The following is a 22,546-nucleotide window of genomic DNA, read 5'->3' as shown; positions in this document are numbered from 1 at the left end:
AAGGGGAACATGCCATGAGCGCCGAGGACCTCGAGAAGTACGAGACCGAGATGGAGCTGAAGCTCTACCGGGAGTACCGCGATGTCGTCGGTCTGTTCAAATACGTGATCGAGACCGAGCGGCGCTTCTACCTGACCAACGACTACGAGATGCAGGTGCACTCGGTCCAGGGTGAGGTTTTCTTCGAGGTGTCCATGGCGGACGCCTGGGTGTGGGACATGTACCGGCCGGCGCGGTTCGTGAAGCAGGTCCGGGTCCTCACGTTCAAGGATGTGAACATCGAGGAGCTGAACAAGAGCGATCTCGAACTGCCGAGCGGGTGACGCTCACCCACGAGGGTGATGGAGTTGTCCACAGTCGCTGAGCCGTCCACCAAGATCCACTTGGTGGAGACGGGTGCGTGATCGTTGGCGCCGGAGGTGGTGCCGACATGAACGCACGCAGTGCGATGGGCAGGTACGGAGAGACTCTGGCGGCCCGGCGGCTGGCGGAGACCGGACTGACGGTCCTGGAGCGCAACTGGCGCTCGGGCCGGGCCGGTGAGATCGACATCGTGGCCAGGGACGGGGACGTCCTGGTCGTCTGCGAGGTGAAGACCCGCAGAGAGGGTCCCTTCGAGCATCCGATGGCCGCCGTGACCCCACAGAAGGCGGAGCGGCTGCGGGACCTCGCCGAGCGGTGGATCCAGACACACGGGGGCGCACCGCCCGGCGGGGTCCGCATCGACGTGGTCGGAGTGCTGCTGCCGGTTCGCGGCGCGGCCGTGGTCGAGCACGTGCGGGGGGTGGCCTGATGGGGTTCGCCCGTACGTGTTCGGTGGCACTGGTGGGCGTCGAGGGCGTGGTCGTCGAGGTCCAGGCCGACCTGGAGCCGGGTGTCGCGGCGTTCACGCTGGTGGGACTGCCCGACAAGAGCCTGACGGAGAGCCGGGACCGGGTGCGTGCCGCGGTCGTCAACTCGGGCGGGGCCTGGCCCCAGAAGAAACTCACGGTCGGCCTGAGCCCGGCCTCCGTCCCCAAGTCCGGCAGTGGCTTCGACCTGGCCGTCGCGGCAGCGGTCCTCGGCGCGGCGGAGCGCATCGACCCCCGTGTCCTCGCCGACATCGTGATGATCGGGGAACTGGGGCTGGACGGGCGGGTGCGGCCGGTGCGCGGAGTACTGCCGGCGGTACTGGCGGCGGCGGATGCGGGATATGAGCAGGTGGTGGTGCCCGAGTGTGCCGCCGCCGAGGCGTCCCTCGTGCCCGGGGTGTCCGTCCTGGGCGTCCGGAGCCTGCGCCAGCTGATCGCCGTCCTGGCCGACGAGCCGGTGCCGGACGAGGATCCGGACGAGCAGGGCCGCCCGGATCCGCTCCTCGCCGGCCTGCGCATGCCGGGCACGGGCGCCGCCACGGGCATGCACAGCGTCGGCGCGGCCCAGCACGAGCCCGGCCACGACCTGGCGGACGTCGTCGGGCAGGTCTCGGCGCGCACAGCGGTGGAGGTGGCCGCCGCGGGTGGACACCACCTGTTCCTCGAAGGGCCTCCCGGCGCCGGCAAGACGATGCTCGCGGAGCGGCTGCCCGCCATCCTGCCCCGGCTCGGCCGGCAGGAGTCACTGGAGGTCACCGCGGTCCACTCGGTGGCGGGCCTGCTGCCACCGGGCAAGCCGCTGATCGACGTCGCCCCCTACTGCGCCCCGCACCACTCCGCCACCATGCAGGCCCTCGTCGGCGGCGGCCCGGGCATCGCGCGGCCCGGCGCGGTGTCGTTGTCCCACCGGGGCGTCCTGTTCCTGGACGAGACCCCCGAGTTCAACAGCCAGGCCCTGGACGCCCTGCGCCAGCCGCTGGAGGCGGGCCACGTCGTCATCGCGCGCAGTGCGGGGGTGGTGCGCTTCCCGGCGAAGTTCCTGATGGTGCTCGCGGCCAACCCCTGCCCGTGCGGCCGGTTCTCGCAGCGGGACGACCTGTGCGAGTGCCCGCCCTCGGCGGTCCGCCGCTACCAGGCCAGGCTCTCCGGCCCGCTGCTCGACCGGGTCGACCTGCGCGTGGAGGTCGACCGCGTGACCCGCACCGAGCTGACCGCCTCCGGCGCGCGGGGCGAGTCCACCGCGACGGTCGCCGACCGGGTAAGGGCGGCCCGGGAGCGGGCCGTGCAGCGCCTCGCCGGCACTCCGTGGCGCACGAACAGCGAGGTCCCCGGTCGCGAGCTGCGCAGCCGCTGGTACGCCGCGTCCGGGGCGATGGACGAGGCCGAGCGCAACCTGGAGCGGGGCGTGCTGACCGCGCGCGGACTCGACCGCGTCCTGCGCGTGGCCTGGACCGTCGCCGATCTCGTCGGCCACGACCGGCCCGACGCGACGGACGTCGCCCTCGCGCTCCAGTTGCGCACCGGTGTCCCGAGGGGCGTCCCCATGGCCATCGGAGCGCTGACGTGAGCGTCACCGACGAACCGGACGAGGAGCTGCTCGCCCGGGTCTTCCTCACCCGTGTCATCGAACCCGGTGACGAGATCGGTGGGCGGTGGGTGCGGGAGTTCGGGGCGCGGGAGGTGGCCCGGCGGCTGGCGGAGGGCGGGCGGCCCCTGGCCGGGACGAGCGGGAAGCGGTGGAAGGGCCTGCTGGCCAGGGCCGAGGTGGCCCGGCCCCGTGCGGACCTCGCCGTCGCCCGGGAGGCCGGGGTGCGGTTCGTCGGCCCGGGGGACGCGGAGTGGCCGGGGCAGCTCGATGACCTCGGGGACGCCCGGCCGCTGGGGCTGTGGGTGCGGGGGCGGGCCAGTCTGCGGATGTGGGCGCTGAGGTCGGTGGCCGTCGTCGGCGCCCGGGCCTGCACCGAGTACGGGGCGCACATGGCGGCCACCCTCGCCGCCGGCCTCGCCGAGCAGGGCTGGGTCGTGGTGTCCGGCGGAGCCTACGGAGTCGACGGCGCCGCCCACCGCGGCGCTCTCGGCGCGGGCGGTGCCACCGTCGCCGTCCTCGCCTGCGGCGTCGACCGCCCCTACCCGCGCGGACACACCCAGCTGATCAGCAGAATCGCCGAGCAGGGACTGGTCATCGGCGAATTGCCGCCCGGCGATCACCCGACCCCCAGCCGGTTCATCCTGCGCAACCGGGTGATCGCGGCACTCACCCGCGGCACCGTGGTCGTCGAGGCCGCCCACCGCAGCGGCTCCCTGGTCACGGCACGGGCGGCACAGCGCCTCGGCCGGTACACGATGGGCGTACCGGGCCCGGCCACCAGCGGGCTGTCCGCCGGGGTGCACGAGCTGCTGCGCGGCGAGGCGGCCCTGGTCACCGACGCCGCGGACGTCGTCGAGCTGGTGGGCGACATCGGACAGCTGGCCCCCGACCGGCGCGGCCCCGTCCTGCCCCGGGACCTGCTGGCACCGGCCACCCGGCAGGTGCTCGCCGCGCTGCCGGGCGGCCGGGCGGCCCGGCCGGACGAGATCGCGCGCCACGCACAGACCGCACAGGACGACGCGATCGCCAGACTGTACGAACTCCGGGCACTCGGTTACGTCGAACGACACGGCGACGGCTGGAAGTTGACACGCCAGGCGATGATGTCGGTCCGCGACGGTCCCGGGCCGTGCTGACCGCGCTTGTTCGGCCGTCCGGGGGAACCTCGACATCCCTTGGAAATTCCCCCAGTTGGGGTCCTCCGGTGATCATGGCGAGCGAGCCGGCCGACCCGGTGGGACGCCCTGCGGAACGTATCTGCGCCCTTCTCGGCCTCCGCCCTTCGCGCACCGCGACACCACAGTCACGCTACGCTCACGAGGATGCCTACACGGACAGGCAACTCGACATCAGACAGACAGCCCACCCCAGCAGCACCACTCCGCAGCAGAACGGCACAAGGCGACGAATGCCCCAGCACACCTCCGGGTCCGACCGGGCGGCGATCCCCCCAGCCGCCCGTGACGGTGGCAGCGTGCGGCCGCCCGCTCCCTCGACGCTCGACGAGCTGTGGCGGTCCTACAAGGCGACGGGGGACGAGCGGCTGCGGGAGCAGTTGATCCTGCACTACTCGCCGCTCGTGAAGTACGTCGCCGGCCGGGTCAGCGTGGGCCTGCCGTCCAACGTCGAGCAGGCGGACTTCGTCTCGTCCGGGGTGTTCGGGCTGATCGACGCGATCGAGAAGTTCGACATCGACCGCGAGATCAAGTTCGAGACGTACGCGATCACCCGGATCCGGGGCGCGATGATCGACGAGCTGCGGGCGCTGGACTGGATCCCCCGGTCGGTGCGGCAGAAGGCGCGCAACGTGGAGCGCGCGTACGCCACGCTGGAGGCGCGGCTGCGGCGGACGCCGACGGAGGGCGAGGTGGCCTCCGAGATGGGCATCGCGGTGGAGGAACTCCACGCGGTCTTCAGCCAGTTGTCGCTGGCCAACGTGGTGGCCCTGGAGGAGCTGCTGCACGGCGGAGCGGAGGGCGGCGACGGCCTGAGCGTCATGGACACGCTGGAGGACACCGCCGCCGACAACCCCGTGGAGGTCGCCGAGGACCGGGAACTGCGCAGGTTCCTCGCCCGGGCGATCAACACGCTGCCCGAGCGGGAGAAGACCGTGGTCACGCTGTACTACTACGAGGGGCTCACGCTGGCCGAGATCGGGAACGTGCTGGGCGTGACCGAGAGCCGGGTCAGCCAGATCCACACCAAGTCGGTGCTCCAGCTGAGAGCGAAACTGGCGAGCTTCGGCCGCTGACCTGGCCGGATGGCGACGGGTCGGCGGGAGCCACTCCCGCCGGGCCCGGCGCGTCCGTAGAGTGGTTGACGTGCCAAGGATTCGAGCGGCCTCCGTGGCCGAGCACCGGTCGATGCAGCGAGCCGCCCTGCTGGACGCGGCTCGTTCCTTGTTGTCCGAGGGCGGTACGGAGGCGCTGACCTTCCCGGCCCTCGCCGAGCGGACGGGGCTCGCGCGGTCGTCCGTCTACGAGTACTTCCGGTCACGGGCGGCCGTGGTCGAGGAGCTGTGCGAGGTCGACTTTCCCGTCTGGGCCGCGGACGTGTCGGCGGCGATGGAGCGGGCGGGGACGGCCGAGGCCAAGGTCGAGGCGTATGTGCGGCAGCAGCTGGAACTGGTGGGGGACCGGCGGCATCGGGCCGTGGTGGCGATCTCGGCGAGTGAGCTGGACGCCGGGGCCCGGGAGAAGATCCGGGCGGCGCATGGTGGGCTGGTCGCGATGATCGTCGAGGCGCTGGGCGAGATGGGGCACGAGCAGCCTCGGCTGGCGGCGATGCTGGTGCAGGGGGTCGTGGACGCGGCGGTTCGGCGGATCGAGCTGGGGGCTGCGGAGGAGCCGGACGTTGTCGCGGATGCCGCGGTGAACATGGCCCTGCGGGGTGTGCGGGGCTGAGCCTCGTCCGGGCACGACTGCCCGCAGCTGGTCAATGGACCGGCAACAGCCTCGACGGGCCCCTGTGCAGGAGCCAGGGCGGGAGAAGCGCCAGCGGGTTCAGGTAGGTCTCGCCGCGGCGCAGGCCCCAGTGCACGCACGCAGCGGTGCAGTGCGAGCCCGTCGCGTCCACCGTGCCGATCACCTCGCCCGGTCCGACCTCGTCGCCCTCCTCAACCGTCGCCGTCACCGGTTCGTACGTCGTGCGCAGCGGTGGGTCGCCCGTCCCGGTGAGTTCCACCGAGACCACTCCCTTTCCGGCCACCCGGCCCGCGAAGGACACCCGGCCCGCCGCCACCGCCCGTACCGGCGTCCCCGGGGCTGCCGTCAGGTCGACGCCCCGGTGGCCCGGGCCGTACACGCTCGCCGGGGGCTCCCAACCGCGCACGACCCGGGGGCGCAATCCGACGGGCCATGTGCGTCCCACTGCCGGCACGGTGACGTCCGCGACCGGTGAACCGGCCGCGAACAGGGGCGGCGGCGGGGCCAGCAGGGCCGTCACCGTCACGACCAGCAGCAGGATCAGCCGCGTACACACACGCACACATCGCTTCGCTCGCATGCGGAAAGCGTCCCGGACCGCCGCTCGTCACAGGCCGCGGCTGTGGACCGCAGTCGGGTTGTGGACAACGGCGTCACCCGGGGCGCCGCGGGTCCCGTACACTTCTGGTGGCGATCCGGGTCACCGGGTCGACTTCGCACGCCCCGATACGCACCCCGGCAACGGGCCGTATCAGCGCCCCTCGGTCCCTCGTGGCACGGCGCGCAGTGGGCGTCAGGCGCGGAAGCCATCCGGCAGCCGCGGCACAACCGAGAAGCACAAGGAGATACGGCCATGGCCGTCGTCACGATGCGGGAGCTGCTGGAGAGCGGCGTCCACTTCGGTCACCAGACCCGTCGTTGGAACCCGAAGATGAAGCGCTTCATCTTCACGGAGCGCAACGGCATCTACATCATCGACCTGCTCCAGTCGCTGTCGTACATCGACCGCGCCTACGAGTTCGTCAAGGAGACCGTCGCCCACGGCGGCACGGTCATGTTCGTCGGCACGAAGAAGCAGGCGCAGGAGGCCATCGCCGAGCAGGCCACCCGCGTCGGCATGCCCTACGTCAACCAGCGCTGGCTGGGCGGCATGCTCACCAACTTCTCGACCGTCTACAAGCGTCTGCAGCGCCTCAAGGAGCTCGAGCAGATCGACTTCGAGGACGTCGCCGCGTCCGGTCTGACCAAGAAGGAGCTTCTCGTGCTCTCGCGCGAGAAGGCCAAGCTGGAGAAGACCCTCGGCGGTATCCGCGAGATGCAGAAGGTGCCCAGCGCCGTCTGGATCGTGGACACCAAGAAGGAGCACATCGCCGTTGGTGAGGCCCGGAAGCTGAACATCCCGGTCGTCGCGATCCTCGACACCAACTGCGACCCCGACGAGGTCGACTACAAGATCCCGGGCAACGACGACGCGATCCGCTCCGTCACCCTGCTCACCCGCGTCATCGCCGACGCCGTCGCCGAGGGCCTCATCGCCCGCAGCGGTGTCGCCACCGAGGGCAAGGGCGAGAAGGCCGCGGGCGAGCCGCTGGCCGAGTGGGAGCGCGACCTGCTCGAGGGCGAGAAGAAGGCCGACGAGGCTGCCCCCGCCGCTGAGGCCGCTCCGGCCGCCGAGGCTGCTCCGGCCGCCGAGGCCGCCCCCGCCGCCGAGGCCGAGAAGCCGGCCGAGGGCGAGAAGGCCGCCGAGGCCGAGCAGGCCTGACCCGTCAGTCCGAGTTGACGGCGGGAGCGCCACAGCATCACCAGCGCTTCGGCGCGGTGAAGTCCGCTCCCGCCGTTCACCCGTAGGTCAGCGGCAGGACAGCGCTTCCTGCCTCCATGGGAGCGCACCGCAGATCTTCGATCTTCCAGACTTCGAGAGAGATTCACAGACTCATGGCGAACTACACCGCCGCCGACGTCAAGAAGCTCCGTGAGCTCACGGGCGCCGGCATGATGGACTGCAAGAAGGCGCTGGACGAGGCCGAGGGCAACGTCGAGAAGGCCGTCGAGGCGCTCCGCATCAAGGGCCAGAAGGGCGTCGCCAAGCGCGAGGGCCGTTCCGCCGAGAACGGTGCCGTCGTCTCGATCATCGCCGACGACAACTCCTCCGGTGTCCTCGTCGAGCTGAAGTGCGAGACGGACTTCGTCGCCAAGGGCGAGAAGTTCCAGGCCGTGGCCACGGCCATCGCCGAGCACGTCGCCAAGACCTCCCCGGCCGACCTCGAGGCCCTGCTCGCCTCCGAGATCGAGGCCGGCAAGACCGTCCAGGCGTTCGTGGACGAGGCCAACGCCAACCTGGGCGAGAAGATCGTCCTGGACCGCTTCGCCCAGTTCGCCGACGGCTACGTGACGGCGTACATGCACCGCACGATGCCCGACCTGCCCCCGCAGATCGGTGTCCTCGTCGAGCTGGACAAGCCGAACGCGGAGATCGCCAAGGGCGTCGCCCAGCACATCGCCGCCTTCGCGCCGAAGTACCTCTCCAAGGAGGACGTCCCGGCCGAGGTCGTCGAGTCCGAGCGCCGCGTCGCCGAGGAGACCACCCGCGCCGAGGGCAAGCCCGAGGCCGCCCTGCCGAAGATCGTCGAGGGCCGCCTCAACGGCTTCTTCAAGGACGCCACGCTGCTCGGCCAGCCCTACGCGCTCGACAACAAGAAGTCCGTCCAGAAGGTCCTGGACGAGGCCGGTGTCACCCTGAAGCGCTTCTCGCGCATCAAGGTCGGCATCTGAGTCAGTACCGCGATCGACGCCCGAGCCCGATAGGGTCGGCAGCAGTCGTCCGGGTACGCCGTCACAGGGGTGGCGGACGACAGCAGATCTGACGAGGAGGCCATTGCCGTATGGGATGCGAACCACGCCCCACCGGCAATGGCCTTCTTCGTATGTGCAACACGTGAAAGAGGCGGGATCCCCCATGACCACGAAGGCCCAGAAGAGCGACGATGGCAAAGTGCGCGGCCGGTTTCTGCTGAAGCTGTCCGGAGAGGCCTTCTCCGGCGGTGGGGGCCTGGGCGTCGACCCCGACGTGGTGCACAAGATCGCCCGCGAGATCGCGGCCGTCGTGCGCGACGGTGCGCAGATCGCGGTCGTCATCGGCGGCGGCAACTTCTTCCGCGGTGCCGAGCTCCAGCAGCGCGGCATGGACCGGGCCCGCTCCGACTACATGGGCATGCTCGGCACCGTCATGAACTGCCTGGCCCTCCAGGACTTCCTGGAGAAGGTGGGGGTGGACTGCCGGGTGCAGACCGCCATCACCATGGGCCAGGTCGCCGAGCCCTACATCCCGCTGCGCGCCGTGCGGCACCTGGAGAAGGGCCGCGTGGTCATCTTCGGCGCCGGTATGGGCATGCCGTACTTCTCCACCGACACCACCGCCGCCCAGCGCGCCCTGGAGATCGACGCCGAGGCGCTGCTGATGGGCAAGAACGGCGTGGACGGGGTCTACGACTCCGACCCGAAGACCAACCCGGACGCGGTGAAGTTCGACCACCTCGGCTACGGCGAGGTCATCACGCGCGACCTGAAGGTCGCCGACGCCACGGCCGTGACGCTGTGCCGCGACAACAAGCTCCCTATCGTGGTCTTCGAGCTGCTGGCGGAGGGCAACATCGGGCGTGCCGTCAAGGGTGAGAAGATCGGCACGCTGGTGGGGGACCCCGGCAGCCGGGACTGAGACCGAGAACAACCCCGTCCGGGGGACGGACGGGACGGAGCCGGGCCGGGGGATGGACAATGTTCCGCCGGTCGGGAACCGTGCAGGAAGAAGACGCGACGCAGCCGGCCGCCGCCCCACATGGAACCGCAGCCGGGCCTACTCAAGACACGCAGGAGCAAGTGGTGATCGAAGAGACCCTCCTCGAGGCCGAGGAGAAGATGGAGAAGGCCGTCGTGGTCGCCAAGGAGGACTTCGCCGCGATCCGCACCGGCCGTGCGCACCCGGCGATGTTCAACAAGATCGTGGCCGAGTACTACGGTGCGCCGACCCCGATCAACCAGCTGGCCTCGTTCTCGGTGCCCGAGCCGCGCATGGCCGTGGTGACCCCGTTCGACAAGAGCGCGCTGCGCAACATCGAGCAGGCCATCCGTGACTCCGACCTGGGCGTCAACCCGAGCAACGACGGCAACATCATCCGGGTGGTGTTCCCCGAGCTGACCGAGGAGCGCCGCCGCGAGTACATCAAGGTCGCCAAGAGCAAGGGTGAGGACGCCAAGGTCTCCATCCGCTCCGTGCGCCGCAAGGCCAAGGACGCCATCGACAAGCTGATCAAGGACGGCGAGGTCGGCGAGGACGAGGGCCGCCGTGCGGAGAAGGAGCTCGACGACACCACCGCGAAGTACGTCGCGCAGGTGGACGAGCTCCTGAAGCACAAGGAAGCGGAGCTGCTCGAGGTCTGATGAACGACTCTTCCTGGGGGGCGCCGCCACAGGCCGGGTACTGGGGGCCCACCGACCAAGGGCATGGCCATGGGCACGCCCACAGCCCTGGCCATGGGCACGTCCAGGGAGCCGCTCCGGCGGGTCCCGCTTACGATGCGCATGAAGCGCCTCAGACTCGCCCCATGCCCATCGTGCCCGACGGAGCCGAATACGGCGGAAACCAGGATGACGACCGGGGGGCTGCTCGGCTGAGCGGCTCCCCGGTCCGAAACGAGACGAAGCCGGAGCCCATGCCCGACGCCGTAGAGCCGGCACCCGAGCCGCAGAAGAAGAGCGCGGGTCGCGACCTGAGTGCCGCGATAGGGGTCGGGGTCGGGCTCGGCGTGGTGATCGTCGCGTCGCTGTTCGTCGTCAAGGCCGTGTTCGTCGGCGTGATCGCGGTCGCCGTCGTGGTGGGCCTGTGGGAGCTGACCAAGCGGCTGGACGAACGCAAGGGCATCCGGGCCCCCCTCGTGCCGCTCGCGCTCGGCGGTGCCGCGATGGTCGTCGCCGGGTACGTCCGGGGCGCCGAGGGCGCCTGGGTCGCCATGGCGCTCACGGCACTGGCCGTGCTCGTGTGGCGCATGACGGAACCGCCCGAGAACTACCTCCGGGACGTCACAGCGGGCGTCTTCGCGGCGTTCTACGTGCCGTTCCTGGCGACGTTCGTCGCGATGATGCTGACGGCGGACGACGGGCCGCAGCGGGTGCTCACGTTCCTGCTGCTCACGGTCGTCAGCGACACCGGTGCCTACGCGGTCGGCTGGCGCTTCGGCCGGCACAAGCTCGCCCCGCGCATCAGCCCCGGCAAGACCCGCGAGGGTCTGCTCGGCGCGGTCTCCTTCGCGATGGTCGTGGGCGCGCTGTGCATGCAGTTCCTCATCGACGACGGTGCCTGGTGGCAGGGCCTGGTGCTCGGCCTCGCGGTCGCGGTCAGCGCCACGCTGGGGGACCTCGGCGAGTCCATGATCAAGCGGGACCTCGGCATCAAGGACATGGGCACGCTGCTGCCCGGGCACGGCGGCATCATGGACCGGCTGGACTCGCTGCTGCCGACGGCTCCGGTGGTGTGGCTGTTGCTCGTGCTCTTCGTGGGGTCGGGCTGAGGCGATTACGGCTTTCACGGCCCTTGCGGCTTCTGTTGCGGCTTCCGCAGCCTTTACGGCGAGCTCCCGTCCGATGTCGGCGGGGGCTCGCTGTCGTTGTGCGGGGTGCCTGCGACGTCACCAAGTGGGACGATTCAGGTGTACGTCGCAAAGGGGAGCAACATGTCCAGTATTCGACAGAGCATCGATGTCGACCGGCGTCCCGAAGATGTGTACGACTACCTCATGGACGCCCCGCGGCTGCCGGAGTGGCAGCTGAGCGCCGTGTCCGCGGAACGACTTGACGAGGGGCCGTTCGGCGTCGGCTCCCGGATGCGGGTCACCCGGCACGTCGGCCGCCGGATCATGCCGATGACCATGGAGGTCACGGAGTACGACCCGCCGCACAGCTGGGGTATGCGAGGTGTCGACGGCCCTGTCCGGGCACGGGTGCACGGCGAGGTCGAGCCGTTCGACGAGGGGCAGCGCTCCCACGTGACGATCGAGATCGACTTCGAGGGCCACGGCGTCGGCAAGGTCCTCGTCCCGCTCGTCGTACGCCCCCAGGTCCGCAAGGAACTGCCCCGCAACGAGCAGCTCCTCAAGGACCGGCTGGAGCACGCGGGGTAGTCGGCTGAGGGCAGGCGAAGGGCAGCGGTCGCAGGTCACCCAAATCGATCTGCGACACTGGTTGAGCCATGCCTAAGCCCGGAGAACTCACTTTCGTCGCCCCGCGCGGAGCCAAGAAGCCGCCGCGGCATCTCGCCGACCTCACTCCTGCCGAGCGCAAGGAGGCCGTTGCCGCTGTCGGGGAGAAGCCGTTTCGTGCCAAGCAGCTCTCGCAGCACTACTTCGCGCGGTACGCGCACGATCCGGAGCAGTGGACGGACATTCCGGCCGGCTCCCGCGGTCGGCTCCAGGAGGCGCTGCTTCCCGATCTGATGTCCGTCGTGCGGCATCTGTCGACCGACCAGGGCACCACGCGCAAGACGCTGTGGCGGCTGTTCGACGGGACGCTCGTCGAGTCCGTGCTGATGCGCTACCCGGACCGGGTGACGATGTGCATCAGCTCGCAGGCCGGGTGCGGGATGAACTGCCCGTTCTGTGCGACCGGGCAGGCGGGGCTCGACCGGAACCTGTCCACCGCCGAGATCGTGCACCAGATCGTGGACGGTATGCGGGCGCTCAGGGACGGCGAGGTGCCGGGCGGCCCGGCGCGGCTCAGCAACATCGTGTTCATGGGCATGGGTGAGCCGCTCGCCAACTACAACCGGGTCCTCGGCGCCATCCGGCGGCTGACCGACCCCGAGCCCGACGGGCTGGGGCTCTCGCAGCGCGGGATCACGGTCTCGACGGTCGGTCTCGTCCCGGCCATCCACCGGTTCGCGGACGAGGGCCTCAAGTGCCGCCTCGCGATCTCGCTGCACGCCCCCGACGACGAGCTGCGCGACACCCTCGTCCCCGTGAACACGCGGTGGAAGGTGCGCGAGGTCCTCGACTCCGGGTTCGAGTACGCGGCGAAGTCCGGGCGCCGACTGTCCATCGAGTACGCGCTGATCCGGGACATCAACGATCAGGCCTGGCGCGGTGACCGGCTCGGTCGCATGCTCAAGGGCAGGCCCGTGCACGTGAACCTGATCCCGCTCAACCCGACGCCCGGCTCCAAGTGGACCGCCTCGCGGCCCGAGGACGAGAAGGCGTTCGTGGAGGCGATCGCGGCCCATGGTGTGCCGGTGACGATCCGGGACACCCGTGGTCAGGAGATCGACGGGGCGTGTGGTCAGCTCGCGGCCACCGAACGGTAGTCTGACCGGCGTAAGCACACCCGCATACTCCGCACCTGCATATCCGACACCTTCATATTCCGACAGGGGAGCGCCACAGCGCTGAGAGTGCGGCACACGGCCGCAGACCCTCCGAACCTGGCCCAGGTCATTCTGGGTAGGGAGATCGGTCTCCACTCGAGCTGTTGCGCCCTGCCCGGGATTCCCAGAGATCCCGGGCAGGGCCGCGTCTTCTCCTGGTCCTCCAGGAGGAATCCAGTGAGCATCACCACAAAGCGGCTGACGGCGGTGGTCGTCGGTCTCGGCATGGCCGGCACACTCGCCGCGTGCGGGTCGTCCGACGGCGGCCAGGGGTCAGGCGACTCCAAGACCGTGACCCTCGTCAGCCACGACTCGTGGGCCGCCTCGAAGGACGTCATCGCGGCCTTCGAGAAGCAGTCCGGCTACAAGGTCAGGGTCCTCAAGGACGGCGACGCCGGGCAGGCCGTGAACAAGGCCATCCTGACCAAGGACAACCCGCAGGGCGACGTCTTCTTCGGCGTCGACAACACGCTGCTGTCCCGCGCCCTCGACAACGGCCTGTTCCAGCCGTACGAGCCGAAGGGCTCGGACCGGATCGCGCCGGAGTACCGGGCGGACCAGGGCAAGCACCGGGTCACTCCGATCGACACGGGTGACATCTGCGTCAACTACGACAAGAAGTACTTCGCCGACCACAAGCTCGACCCGCCGCGCAGCTTCGACGACCTGGTCAAGCCCCAGTACAAGAACCTCCTGGTCACCGAGAACGCGTCGACCTCCTCGCCCGGCCTGGGCTTCCTGCTGGGCACCGCCGCGAAGTACGGCGACGCCGGCTGGGAGGGGTACTGGAAGAAGCTCAAGGCCAACGGCGCGAAGGTCGTCGACGGCTGGGAACAGGCCTACAACGAGGAGTTCTCCGGCTCGGCCGGCGGCAAGAAGGCCAAGGGGGACCGGCCGCTCGTCGTGTCGTACGCCTCCTCGCCGCCCGTCGAGGTCGTCTACGCCGACCCGAAGCCCAGCACCGCACCGACCGGGGTCGCGCAGGGCACCTGCTTCCGGCAGGTCGAGTACGCCGGGCTGCTGAGCAACGCCAAGAACAGCAAGGGCGGCAAGGCGTTCCTCGACTTCCTGATCAGCGAGCGGTTCCAGGAGGACATGCCGCTCAACATGTACGTGTACCCGGTGCGCGAGGGCGCCCAGGTCCCCCCGGAGTTCGTGAAGTACGGGCCGCAGGCCAAGGACCCGGAGACCATGGACCCGGCGAAGATCGCCGACAACCGTGACCAGTGGGTCAAGTCGTGGACCTCACTCGTACTGAGGTAACCGTCCGCAGGGACCGGCGCGGGAGCGCGGCGCGGCTCGGGCTCATCGCCGTGCCCGTCGCGTTCTTCGCCGTCTTCTTCGCCTACCCCGTCGCCGCGATCGTCGCGCGCGGCCTGAAGGTCGACGGGGTCTGGCGGTTCGGGCGGATCGGCGAGGTGCTGGCGCAGTCCGACGTCCGGCACGTGCTGTGGTTCACCACCTGGCAGGCGATCGTCTCGACGGCACTCACCCTGCTGGTCGCGCTGCCCGGCGCGTATGTCTTCGCGCGCTTCGACTTCCGCGGCAAGCAGGTCCTGCGGGCCGTGGTGACCGTGCCGTTCGTGCTGCCGACGGTCGTCGTCGGTACGGCGTTCCTGGCGCTGGTCGGGCGCGGCGGACTGCTCGACGAGCTGTGGGGCGTGCGGCTGGACACCACCGTGTGGGCGATCCTGCTCGCGCACGTCTTCTTCAACTACGCGGTCGTCGTCCGGACCGTCGGCGGGCTCTGGGCGCAGCTCGACCCGCGGCAGGAGGAGGCCGCGCGGATGCTCGGGGCGTCGCCGCTGAGGGCCTGGCGGCAGGTCACGCTGCCGGCGCTCGCGCCCGCCGTGGCCGCCGCCGCGCTCATGGTCTTCCTGTTCACCTTCACCTCCTTCGGTGTCGTCCAGATCCTCGGCGGGCCCACCTTCTCGACCCTGGAGGTGGAGATCTACCGGCAGACGTCGGAGATCTTCGACCTGTCCACGGCCGCCGTGCTGACGCTGATCCAGTTCGTCGCCGTGGGCGCGATCCTCGCCCTGCACGCCTGGACCGTACGGCGGCGGGAGACCGCGCTGCGGCTGGTGGACCCGTCCGTGACCGCGCGCCGGCCGCGTGGCACGGGGCAGTGGGCGCTGCTGGGCGGGGTGCTCGTCACCGTATCCGTGCTGCTCCTGCTGCCGCTCGCCGTGCTGGTGCAGCGATCCCTGGACGCCCCCGGCTTCGGCTACTACCGGGCGCTGACCCGCGAGGACGGGGGAGTGTTCCTCGTCCCGCCGATCGAGGCCATCGGCAACTCGCTGTCGTACGCCGTAGCCGCCACGCTCATCGCCGTGGTGATCGGCGGTCTTGCCGCCGTCGCGCTCACCCGCCGGGACGCCGGGCGGTTCGTGCGCGGCTTCGACGCCCTGCTGATGCTGCCGCTCGGGGTGTCCGCGGTGACCGTCGGGTTCGGGTTCCTGATCGCCCTCGACGCGCCGCCGCTCGATCTGAGGTCCTCGTGGATCCTGGTGCCGCTCGCGCAGGCGCTGGTCGGTGTGCCGTTCGTCGTGCGGACGATGCTGCCCGTACTGCGGGCGGTGGACGTGCGGTTGCGGGAGGCGGCCTCGGTGCTGGGGGCCTCGCCCTGGCGGGTGTGGCGTGAGGTGGATCTGCCGATGGTGCGGCGGGCGCTGCTGATCGCGGCCGGGTTCGCCTTCGCCGTGTCGCTCGGGGAGTTCGGGGCGACGGTGTTCATCGCGCGGCCCGACAACCCGACGCTGCCGGTGGCCGTGGCGCGGCTGCTGGGGCGGCCCGGGGAGCTGAACTACGGCCAGGCGATGGCCCTTTCGACGATTCTGATGGTGGTGTGCGCCGTGGCCCTGCTGGTGCTGGAGAGGCTTCGCACGGACCGGACCGGGGAGTTCTGATGCTGCTGGCTCTGGAAGGTGCGACGGTCCGTTTCGGCGGGCGTGCCGTGCTGGACGCCGTCGACCTTGAGGTCGCCGAGCACGAGATCGTGTGTGTGCTCGGGCCCAGCGGCAGCGGCAAGTCGACGCTGCTGCGGGCGGTGGCGGGGCTCCAGCCGCTCGACTCCGGGCGGGTGGCGCTCGACGGGCGCGACCAGGTGGGCGTGCCCGCGCACCGGCGCGGGGTCGGGCTGATGTTCCAGGACCACCAGCTGTTCCCGCAGCGGGACGTGGGCGGCAACGTCGCCTTCGGACTGCGTATGCACGGGGCGTCGAAGCGGCAACAGGCCGACCGTGTACAGGAGTTGCTGGACCTGGTCGGGCTGCCGGGCGCGTCCCGCCGGGCCGTCGCCGCGCTGTCCGGCGGGGAGCAGCAACGGGTCGCGCTGGCCCGGGCGTTGGCACCGAGCCCCCGGTTGCTGATGCTGGACGAGCCGCTGGGCCAGCTCGACCGGTCGCTCAGGGAGCGGCTCGTCGTCGAACTGAAGGAGCTGTTCGGCCGGTTGGGCACCACCGTGCTCGCCGTGACGCACGACCAGGGGGAGGCCTTCGCGCTGGCCGACCGGGTCGTGGTGATGCGGGACGGCAGGATCGCCCAGTCCGGTACGCCGCTCCAGGTGTGGCAGCGGCCGGCCGACGCGTTCGTCGCCCGCTTCCTCGGCTTCGAGAACGTCGTCGAGGCGACGGTCGGGGCGGAGGCCGCGGACACGCCGTGGGGCAAGGTGCCGGTGCCGGAGGGCGCCCCGCAGGGCACCCGGACCCTGCTCGTGCGGCCCGCGGGCGTGCGCCTGGTGCCGGCCGGCACGGGCCTGCGCTGCACGGTGACCGCGCGCACCTTCAAGGGCACCCATGTCTCCGTCCACCTCCAGCCTGATGGCGCACCGCGCCTGGAGGCGGCGTGCGCGCTGCGGGCGGCGCCGGAGACCGGGGACGAGGTCGGGGTGGAGTTCGACGCGGCCGAAATCGTGGTGCTCGGCTGATCGGCTGCCGCCTAAGGTGCGGGGCATGACGCTACTCACGCACGACCGTTACTGCGACGAAGTCGCCCACCAGGTCGCTCTGTTGAGGTCCGTGGTGACGTCCGGCGCCGATCTGTCCGGCCCGGTGCCGACCTGCCCGGACTGGTCGCTGGAGGACCTGGTCCGGCACCTGGGCGGTGCCCTGCGCTGGGTGGAGTTCATCGTGCGGACCCGGGCCGAGGAGGAGGTGCCCGAGGAACGGGTGCCGGGCCTCGCCGGACCCGGCACCCGGGGCGACGCCGCCGTACTGGACGCCTGGCTGGCGGAGAGCGGCGAGCAGGTCGTCACAGCGCTGCGGGAGGCCGGGCCGGACACGAAGGTGTGGGGCTGGGCGGGGATCCTCGACTCCGGGTTCTGGGCCCGCCGGGCGACGCACGAGATCACCGTGCACCGTGCGGACGCCACGCTCGCCGCCGGCCTGCCCTTCGAGGTCGCGCCCGAGGTGGCCGCCGACGCGATCGACGAGTGGCTCCAGATCGTGGAGTACGTGCAGCGGACGGCACCCCACGACACGGTGGGGGAACTGCGCGGCCCGGGCCGCAGCATCCATCTGCACGCCACCGACACCGGCCCCGGCCTGAACGCCGAGTGGCTCATCGAACTCACCGAGGAGGGTGTCACCTGGCGCCGGGGCCACGAGAAGGCCACGGTCGCCCTGCGCGGACCGCTCACCTCCGTCCTGCTCGCGTTCTACCGCCGGCTGCCGCTGGACTCCCCGGAGCTGGAGGTGCTGGGGGAGCGGGACCTGCTGGAGTTCTGGCTGGAGCGGGCGACGTTCGGCTAGCGCCGGAACAGGCGATGGCCCGCCCCCGCGAGAGGGACGGGCCACCAACGGGCGCTGATGTGCGGGCGTCAGCTGTCGCTGCTCTTCGCCCCACGACGGCGCATGCCGAAGAACACCGCGCCGCCACCGACGACGACCAGGGCCGCCGCGACACCGGCGATGATGCCGGTGTTGGAGTTGGCGCCGGTCTCGGCGAGGTTGGAGTCACCGGCCGCGGGCGCGGGCGCGTTGCCCGCCGGCGTGCTGCTCTCGCTCTCCGACGGCGAAGGAGCCGGGGTGTCCGTCTCCTCGGCCGGCTTCGAGGGGGAGGCCGACGGGGTCGGCGTGGCCGGGGGAGTCGCCGGCGGCTTCTCCTCGTCCTTCTTGCAGGCCGTGGCCGGGGTGACGAGGTTCGGGTCGATGTCCTCGTCGACGTACGGAGCGGCCTGGACGTGGATGCGGTACTCCGCGTTCGGCTTCCAGTTCTCGGCGAAGGTGATGGTGGTGCCCTCGCGCGAGCCCTTGACCACCTGCTCGCCGACCTTCTTCACGTCGGCCCCCTTGTTCTCCAGGTACACGGTGACGGTCGCCGGGACACCGGCGGGGTCCACGTCGGTGACGGTGATGACGCCCTTGTCGCCATCGCACTTCGCCTCGGCCGAGAACTCGTTGATGTTGCAGGCGAGCGCGTTGCCGGCGGCACCGAGCGCGAGCGCGGCCGAGGCGGAGACGACACCGAGGATCCGCACGGAACGTGCGACGGTACGGCGCGAAGCCGTACGGCGTGATACGGACAGAACTGCCACGTTTGTCCTTTACAGGATGCGCAAATGCGGGGGGTGGAGGCAGTGTTGACTGAGCATCAGCACTACCGGGAGGCTCCCAGGTCTATAAGCGCCGCATAAGTAGTGTCAACGCATATGCAGGTTGCAAGCACTTGCTTTGCCAGCTTATTAACCGCCGAGACGTTTCAACGCCTCCGGCGCCTCCTCGATCCGCTCCACGAGCGCGATCCGCGCCTCCATCGAACGGCCCCTGGCCAGCGACTGGAGCAGTGACCACGTCGGCAGCCGCTCCGTCCAGTGCGCGCGGTTCACGAGCACCATCGGCGTCGGCTCGCCGCGCGACTCGTAGTAGTTGGGCGTCGCGTTGTCGAAGATCTCCTGTACGGTGCCTGCGGCGCCCGGCAGGAACACCACGCCCGCGTTCGACCGGGCCAGCAGGCCGTCCTCACGGGTGGCGTTGGCGAAGTACTTGGCGATGTGCGACGCGAAGGCGTTGGGCGGCTCGTGGCCGTAGAACCAGGTCGGGATGCCCACGGAACGCCCGCCCTGCGGCCAGCGGGTGCGTATCTCGAAGGCGGCCGTCGCCCACTGCGTGATCGACGGCGTGAAGTGCGGTGCCTTGGCGAGCAGTTCGAGCGACTCGGTGAGCATCTCGTCGCCGAACGGGGCGGCGTAGGCGCCCAGGTTGGCGGCCTCCATCGCGCCCGGGCCGCCACCCGTGGCGACCGTGAGACCGGCACGGGCCAGCTCCCGGCCGAGCCGAGCCGCCCCCGCGTACTCCTCCGTGCCACGGGCCATCGCGTGCCCGCCCATCACGCCCACGACCCGGGCGCCGGACAGGAGTTCGTCGAGCGCGTCCGAGACGGAGTCGTCGTGGATCGCGCGCAGCATGGAGGCGTAGATGTCCCGGTCCGCCTTCGTGCGCTGGAACCAGGCGTAGGCCTGGGCGTCGGGCGTGGCCTCGTAGCCGTCCGGCAGCGACGCGAAGAGCTCGTCCGGTGCGTACACATGGCCCCGGTACGGGTCGAAGGGCAGGTCCGGGACCGGCGGGAAGACCAGGGCGCCGTCCGTGCGGACCTTCGCGGCGGCCTCCTCGCGCATCGCGCAGCCGAGGAAGACGGCGCCCGCCGTGTCCGTGCTGAGCAGTTCGCGCGTACGGTCCGTCAGGTCGACGGCCTGGACGCGGTGACCGGCGAGCGTGCCGCGCGCCGAGACGGTGGCGTCGAACTCCTCCAGCGTCTCGATCTCACGGTCGTCATGGTGGGCCGCATGGGCGGGCATCGTCTGCACGCGCCCATGCTGGCACAGCGCCGCTCAGCCCTCGACGGCCGCCGGGTCCATCCACACGACCTCGAAGGTGTGGCCGTCCGGGTCGTCGAAGGCGCGGCCGTACATGAACCCGTGGTCCTGCGTCTCGCCGGAGACGGAACCGCCCGCCGCGACCGCCTTCTCGACCAGCTCGTCGACCTTCTCGCGGCTCTCGGAGCTCAGCGCGATCAGCACCTCGCTGGTCTTCTTCGGGTCCGCGATCTCCTTCTTGGTGAACTGGGCGTACTTCTCCTTGGTGTGCACCATCACCACGATGGTCTCGCTGATCACGACCGAGGCGGTGGTGTCGTCGCTGAACTGCTCGTTGATCTGGTAGCCGAGTTCCGTGAAGAACTTCTTCGAGGCGCCGAGGTCGCTGACGCACAGGTTCACGAAGACCATCTGCTGGTACATGCGGGGTCTCTCCCATCGGGTCCGTGTCGTTACGCGGGGATAGACCGGGGGCCGGCACGGAACTCATCGCCGGACGGAGATTTTTTTTCGTACGAGTTGTTCAGCCGAGTCGGTCAGCGGGCCAGGGGCAGCGCCGCCAGTTCGGCGACGGTCAGGGTGAGCGGGCCGAACAGGGCGAACAGCGCGCCCGCGCGGAGGGCGGCGGCGCCGCGCAGCATCCTCCCGGGGGCGCCGAGGCGCAGCAGCGCGGCGGTGGTGTCGGCGCGGGCCTGCCGGGCCTCGACGGCGGCCATGAGGAGCGTCGCCACGGTGCAGCCGGTCACCAGCAGCACGCCGAGCGTGGTCAGCGGGCCGAGCGACAGTCCGTCCGGGGCGTGCAGCAGGGCCATGGCGTACGCCGCCGCGAGCACGGCGCAGACCACGCCCAGGGGGCGGCCGATCCGGGTGGCCTCCGTCATGAGGATCCGGCCGGCCAGGAGCCGGAGGGCGCCGGGGCGGGCCGACTGGAGCAGCCGCCCGCACAGATGGGTCAGGCCCGGACCGGCCAGGGCCAGGCCGACGGCGGCCAGCGCCCAGCCCGCCAGGACGCCGGGGGAGGCGCCGGAGAAGGTGAGGTCGGGAGGCGTGGGGGCGGTACGGCTCGTGTACGTCTCCACGGCGAGACCCGCCGTCAGGACGGTGATGCCCCAGGGGAGACCGGAGGGGGCGGCGGTCGGGGCGGTGTGGAGCAGGGCGGGGCTCGGCAGGGCGGTTTCCGGCAGGGCCGCGTCGGAAGCGGCGGGATCGCCGGCACCGTCGGGTGCCGCGGCGTGCCGGGCCGACTGACGGACGGCGCCCCCAGCCGCGTGCGCGGCGTTCCCGGCCCCGTGCGCGGCGCTGCCGGCCGGGATCACGGCGCTCACGGTGCCGTCTGCCGCCGGCTGGGACACGGACGGCTGGGCCGGGTCCTCCACCGTGCTCCCGGCGCCCCGGGCGGTCGGGCCCGTGGCCGCCGCCGGGACGGACTCGCCCGTCCGCGCCGGAGGCGGCCCGCCGTGCTGCGCGTTCTGCCCGGCCGACGTGGCCGGCTCGGGGGCACGACCGTCCGTGGGCAGGACGATCTGCCGGCCGAAACGGCCGTACGCCCCGAAGGTCTCGCGTGTGCTCGTGCTCCGGTACGTGCCGAAACGGCCGTACATCCCGGCCGGCCGCCGGGCCGGGGCCGGCGCCGCCTCCCGGGGCCGCAGCGCCAGCGCCACCGCCACCGACGCGGCTGTGGGCACGAGCGCGAGCAGCGTCAGGGCTCCCGGCAGCGGCAGCGGTTGGTCCGCCGCGAGGGACTCGGCGGCCGCGCCGTCGAACGGCATGCCCGTCAGGTCGCCGCGCAGGTGCAGGAAGAACAGCAGGGCCAGCATCGAGCCCAGCGTGCAGGACAGGGCCGTCGTCGTCGCCGAGACGGCCATCAGGCGCAGCGGGCCGAGTCCGATCGCGGAGAGGCCGGGGCGGGGCTTCGTAGCGGGGTCGGTGCGGGCCACCGCGACCGCGAAGTACACCGTGGCGGCCAGGGGAGCCACGCACCAGGCGAGCCGCAGCAGGGCGGCGCCGGTGGAACCGGGGTGGCCCAGCGCGTAGCCCAGGGCGCACAGCAACAGGAAACCCGTGCCCGCCGAGGCCGCCGCGACCAGGAGGCGGCGCAGCTGGAGGGCGGGGTGGGCGCCGCGGGTCAGACGGAGAGCGAGCACGCGGCCCGGCCTTCCGTCTCGGTGGGTCCGGCGACCGGCGGCAGGTGCACGGTCTGCACGCGCCGCCCGTCGAGCAGGGACACCGTGCGGTCGGCGAGCGCCGCGGTCTCCGCGTCGTGCGTGGCCAGGACGACCGTGATGCCGTGGGAGCGGGCCGCAGTGGTGAGCGTGCGCAGCACATGGGCGCGGTCGGCGCGGTGCAGGGGGGCCGTGGGCTCGTCGGCGAACAGCACCGACGGCGCGGGGGCGAGGGCGCGGGCGATGCACACCCGCTGCCGCTCGGCCTGCACCAGCTGGTGGGGACGTTTGCGAGCGCTCTCGCCGATGTCCAGGCGCTCCAGCCACTCCAGGGCCGCGGTCTTGGCGCGGCGCCGGCTGGTGCCGCGCAGCATCAGCGGCAGGGCGGTGTTCTCCCACGCGTTGAGCTCCGGCACCAGCACGGGAGCCGGGTCGATCCAGCCGAACCGGTCGCGGCGCAGCCGCTCACGGGTGAGGGGGCCCATGGTGTGCACGGGCACGCTGTTGAACCAGACCTCGCCGCGCCGGACGGGCACCAGGCCGGACAGGCACCGCAGCAGGGTGGTCTTGCCGCTGCCGCGCGGGCCGCTCACGGCGAGGATCTCGCCCTCCCGGACGCCGAGCGAGACACCGCTGAGCGCGGGGGAGCCGTCGTCGTGCTGGAAGTGCAGGGCGCGTGCCCAGAGCACGTCGTTGTCAGGCGGGGCCTCCATGGGCGTACACCTCGGTTCAGATCCGTAGTTCCCGTGCCAATCCCCCGTCCGGGGGAACGAAGGCAGGGCCGATCGGTCACTGGCAC

23 protein-coding genes and 1 riboswitch are annotated in these 22,546 nt (G+C 71.3%); of the genes, 17 read left to right on the top strand and 6 right to left on the bottom strand.

Annotated elements, in window-relative coordinates:
- The first annotated feature begins 14 nt into the window (after positions 1 to 14).
- From SCNRRL3882_RS11185 to SCNRRL3882_RS11160, 6 genes are all read left to right on the top strand, one after another.
- Positions 15 to 323: a DUF2469 domain-containing protein gene (locus tag SCNRRL3882_RS11185; protein WP_003993268.1), complete on the top strand. Its 309-nt coding sequence runs from the start codon at positions 15 to 17 to the stop codon at positions 321 to 323.
- A gap of 77 nt (positions 324 to 400) precedes the next feature.
- Entirely contained in the window at positions 401 to 793 is a 393-nt protein-coding gene (locus SCNRRL3882_RS11180) for a YraN family protein (RefSeq protein WP_040903769.1), read from the top strand.
- Positions 793 to 2,418: a YifB family Mg chelatase-like AAA ATPase gene (locus SCNRRL3882_RS11175; protein WP_010044465.1), complete on the top strand. Its 1,626-nt coding sequence runs from the start codon at positions 793 to 795 to the stop codon at positions 2,416 to 2,418. Before SCNRRL3882_RS11180 ends, SCNRRL3882_RS11175 begins: the two co-directional genes overlap by 1 nt.
- Positions 2,415 to 3,575, top strand: coding sequence for a DNA-processing protein DprA (dprA, locus tag SCNRRL3882_RS11170; protein ID WP_010044464.1), 1,161 nt, complete (start codon positions 2,415 to 2,417; stop codon positions 3,573 to 3,575). Before SCNRRL3882_RS11175 ends, dprA begins: the two co-directional genes overlap by 4 nt.
- Positions 3,576 to 3,847: 272 nt before the next feature.
- A complete protein-coding gene (gene whiG / locus SCNRRL3882_RS11165) occupies positions 3,848 to 4,690 on the top strand; it encodes an RNA polymerase sigma factor WhiG (protein WP_010044462.1) in 843 nt (280 codons plus the stop codon).
- A gap of 94 nt (positions 4,691 to 4,784) precedes the next feature.
- Positions 4,785 to 5,342: a TetR/AcrR family transcriptional regulator gene (locus tag SCNRRL3882_RS11160; RefSeq protein WP_029181499.1), complete on the top strand. Its 558-nt coding sequence runs from the start codon at positions 4,785 to 4,787 to the stop codon at positions 5,340 to 5,342.
- 31 nt (positions 5,343 to 5,373) lie between these two features.
- On the opposite strand, the gene SCNRRL3882_RS11155 is transcribed toward SCNRRL3882_RS11160, so the two are convergent.
- Positions 5,374 to 5,943 carry a murein hydrolase activator EnvC family protein gene (locus SCNRRL3882_RS11155; protein WP_050810299.1) on the bottom strand — a complete coding sequence of 190 codons (570 nt, stop codon included), beginning with the start codon at positions 5,941 to 5,943 and terminating at the stop codon, positions 5,374 to 5,376.
- Positions 5,944 to 6,216: 273 nt separating this feature from the next.
- Here SCNRRL3882_RS11155 and rpsB point away from each other — a divergent pair, with 273 nt between their 5' ends.
- The 11 genes from rpsB to SCNRRL3882_RS11100 all read left to right on the top strand — a co-directional run bounded on the left by rpsB (position 6,217) and on the right by SCNRRL3882_RS11100 (position 17,522).
- On the top strand, positions 6,217 to 7,125 hold the full coding sequence (rpsB, locus tag SCNRRL3882_RS11150; RefSeq protein WP_010044455.1) for a 30S ribosomal protein S2: 909 nt from the start codon (positions 6,217 to 6,219) through the stop codon (positions 7,123 to 7,125).
- Positions 7,126 to 7,298: 173 nt separating this feature from the next.
- Positions 7,299 to 8,135 (top strand): translation elongation factor Ts, encoded by an 837-nt coding sequence (gene tsf, locus SCNRRL3882_RS11145; protein WP_010044454.1) that lies wholly within the window; start codon positions 7,299 to 7,301, stop codon positions 8,133 to 8,135.
- 184 nt (positions 8,136 to 8,319) lie between these two features.
- Positions 8,320 to 9,078, top strand: coding sequence for a UMP kinase (gene pyrH, locus SCNRRL3882_RS11140; protein WP_010044452.1), 759 nt, complete (start codon positions 8,320 to 8,322; stop codon positions 9,076 to 9,078).
- A gap of 164 nt (positions 9,079 to 9,242) precedes the next feature.
- Positions 9,243 to 9,800 carry a ribosome recycling factor gene (gene frr, locus SCNRRL3882_RS11135; protein WP_010044450.1) on the top strand — a complete coding sequence of 186 codons (558 nt, stop codon included), beginning with the start codon at positions 9,243 to 9,245 and terminating at the stop codon, positions 9,798 to 9,800.
- The gene (locus tag SCNRRL3882_RS11130; protein WP_078602921.1) at positions 9,800 to 10,927 is read left to right on the top strand and encodes a phosphatidate cytidylyltransferase; all 1,128 of its coding nucleotides are present in this window, start codon (positions 9,800 to 9,802) and stop codon (positions 10,925 to 10,927) included. The genes frr and SCNRRL3882_RS11130 overlap by 1 nt, the downstream gene beginning before the upstream one ends.
- A gap of 162 nt (positions 10,928 to 11,089) precedes the next feature.
- Positions 11,090 to 11,536, top strand: coding sequence for an SRPBCC family protein (locus SCNRRL3882_RS11125; RefSeq protein ID WP_029181498.1), 447 nt, complete (start codon positions 11,090 to 11,092; stop codon positions 11,534 to 11,536).
- A 68-nt stretch (positions 11,537 to 11,604) separates the two neighbouring features.
- Positions 11,605 to 12,711, top strand: coding sequence for a 23S rRNA (adenine(2503)-C(2))-methyltransferase RlmN (gene rlmN / locus SCNRRL3882_RS11120; RefSeq protein ID WP_010044441.1), 1,107 nt, complete (start codon positions 11,605 to 11,607; stop codon positions 12,709 to 12,711).
- Between the two features lie 54 nt (positions 12,712 to 12,765).
- A riboswitch (TPP riboswitch) is annotated at positions 12,766 to 12,872 on the top strand.
- 124 nt (positions 12,873 to 12,996) lie between these two features.
- Entirely contained in the window at positions 12,997 to 14,034 is a 1,038-nt protein-coding gene (locus SCNRRL3882_RS11115; protein ID WP_202458869.1) for a thiamine ABC transporter substrate-binding protein, read from the top strand.
- Between the two features lie 44 nt (positions 14,035 to 14,078).
- Entirely contained in the window at positions 14,079 to 15,680 is a 1,602-nt protein-coding gene (locus SCNRRL3882_RS11110) for an ABC transporter permease (RefSeq protein WP_029181497.1), read from the top strand.
- The gene (locus SCNRRL3882_RS11105; RefSeq protein WP_010044436.1) at positions 15,680 to 16,699 is read left to right on the top strand and encodes an ABC transporter ATP-binding protein; all 1,020 of its coding nucleotides are present in this window, start codon (positions 15,680 to 15,682) and stop codon (positions 16,697 to 16,699) included. The genes SCNRRL3882_RS11110 and SCNRRL3882_RS11105 overlap by 1 nt, the downstream gene beginning before the upstream one ends.
- Positions 16,700 to 16,724: 25 nt before the next feature.
- Positions 16,725 to 17,522, top strand: a complete 798-nt coding sequence (locus tag SCNRRL3882_RS11100; RefSeq protein ID WP_010044435.1) for a maleylpyruvate isomerase family mycothiol-dependent enzyme — start codon at positions 16,725 to 16,727, stop codon at positions 17,520 to 17,522.
- 68 nt (positions 17,523 to 17,590) lie between these two features.
- Here the strand turns inward: SCNRRL3882_RS11100 and SCNRRL3882_RS11095 are convergent, their stop codons facing one another.
- The 5 genes from SCNRRL3882_RS11095 to SCNRRL3882_RS11075 form a co-directional block, all read right to left on the bottom strand.
- Complete coding sequence (locus SCNRRL3882_RS11095; RefSeq protein ID WP_010044434.1) at positions 17,591 to 18,250, bottom strand: LAETG motif-containing sortase-dependent surface protein; 660 nt, start codon at positions 18,248 to 18,250, stop codon at positions 17,591 to 17,593.
- 204 nt (positions 18,251 to 18,454) lie between these two features.
- The gene (locus SCNRRL3882_RS11090; RefSeq protein ID WP_010044433.1) at positions 18,455 to 19,576 is read right to left on the bottom strand and encodes an LOG family protein; all 1,122 of its coding nucleotides are present in this window, start codon (positions 19,574 to 19,576) and stop codon (positions 18,455 to 18,457) included.
- Between the two features lie 24 nt (positions 19,577 to 19,600).
- On the bottom strand, positions 19,601 to 20,008 hold the full coding sequence (locus SCNRRL3882_RS11085) for a VOC family protein (RefSeq protein ID WP_010044432.1): 408 nt from the start codon (positions 20,006 to 20,008) through the stop codon (positions 19,601 to 19,603).
- 113 nt (positions 20,009 to 20,121) lie between these two features.
- Positions 20,122 to 21,729 carry a hypothetical protein gene (locus tag SCNRRL3882_RS11080; RefSeq protein WP_102514782.1) on the bottom strand — a complete coding sequence of 536 codons (1,608 nt, stop codon included), beginning with the start codon at positions 21,727 to 21,729 and terminating at the stop codon, positions 20,122 to 20,124.
- The gene (locus SCNRRL3882_RS11075) at positions 21,711 to 22,460 is read right to left on the bottom strand and encodes an ABC transporter ATP-binding protein (protein WP_010044426.1); all 750 of its coding nucleotides are present in this window, start codon (positions 22,458 to 22,460) and stop codon (positions 21,711 to 21,713) included. The genes SCNRRL3882_RS11080 and SCNRRL3882_RS11075 overlap by 19 nt, the downstream gene beginning before the upstream one ends.
- Between the last annotated feature and the right edge of the window lie 86 nt (positions 22,461 to 22,546).

This window comes from Streptomyces chartreusis NRRL 3882 (assembly GCF_900236475.1).
Classification (GTDB): domain Bacteria; phylum Actinomycetota; class Actinomycetes; order Streptomycetales; family Streptomycetaceae; genus Streptomyces; species Streptomyces chartreusis_D.
Note: the sequence above shows the minus strand (reverse complement) of the source record. Positions and strands in the feature narration are given on the sequence as shown.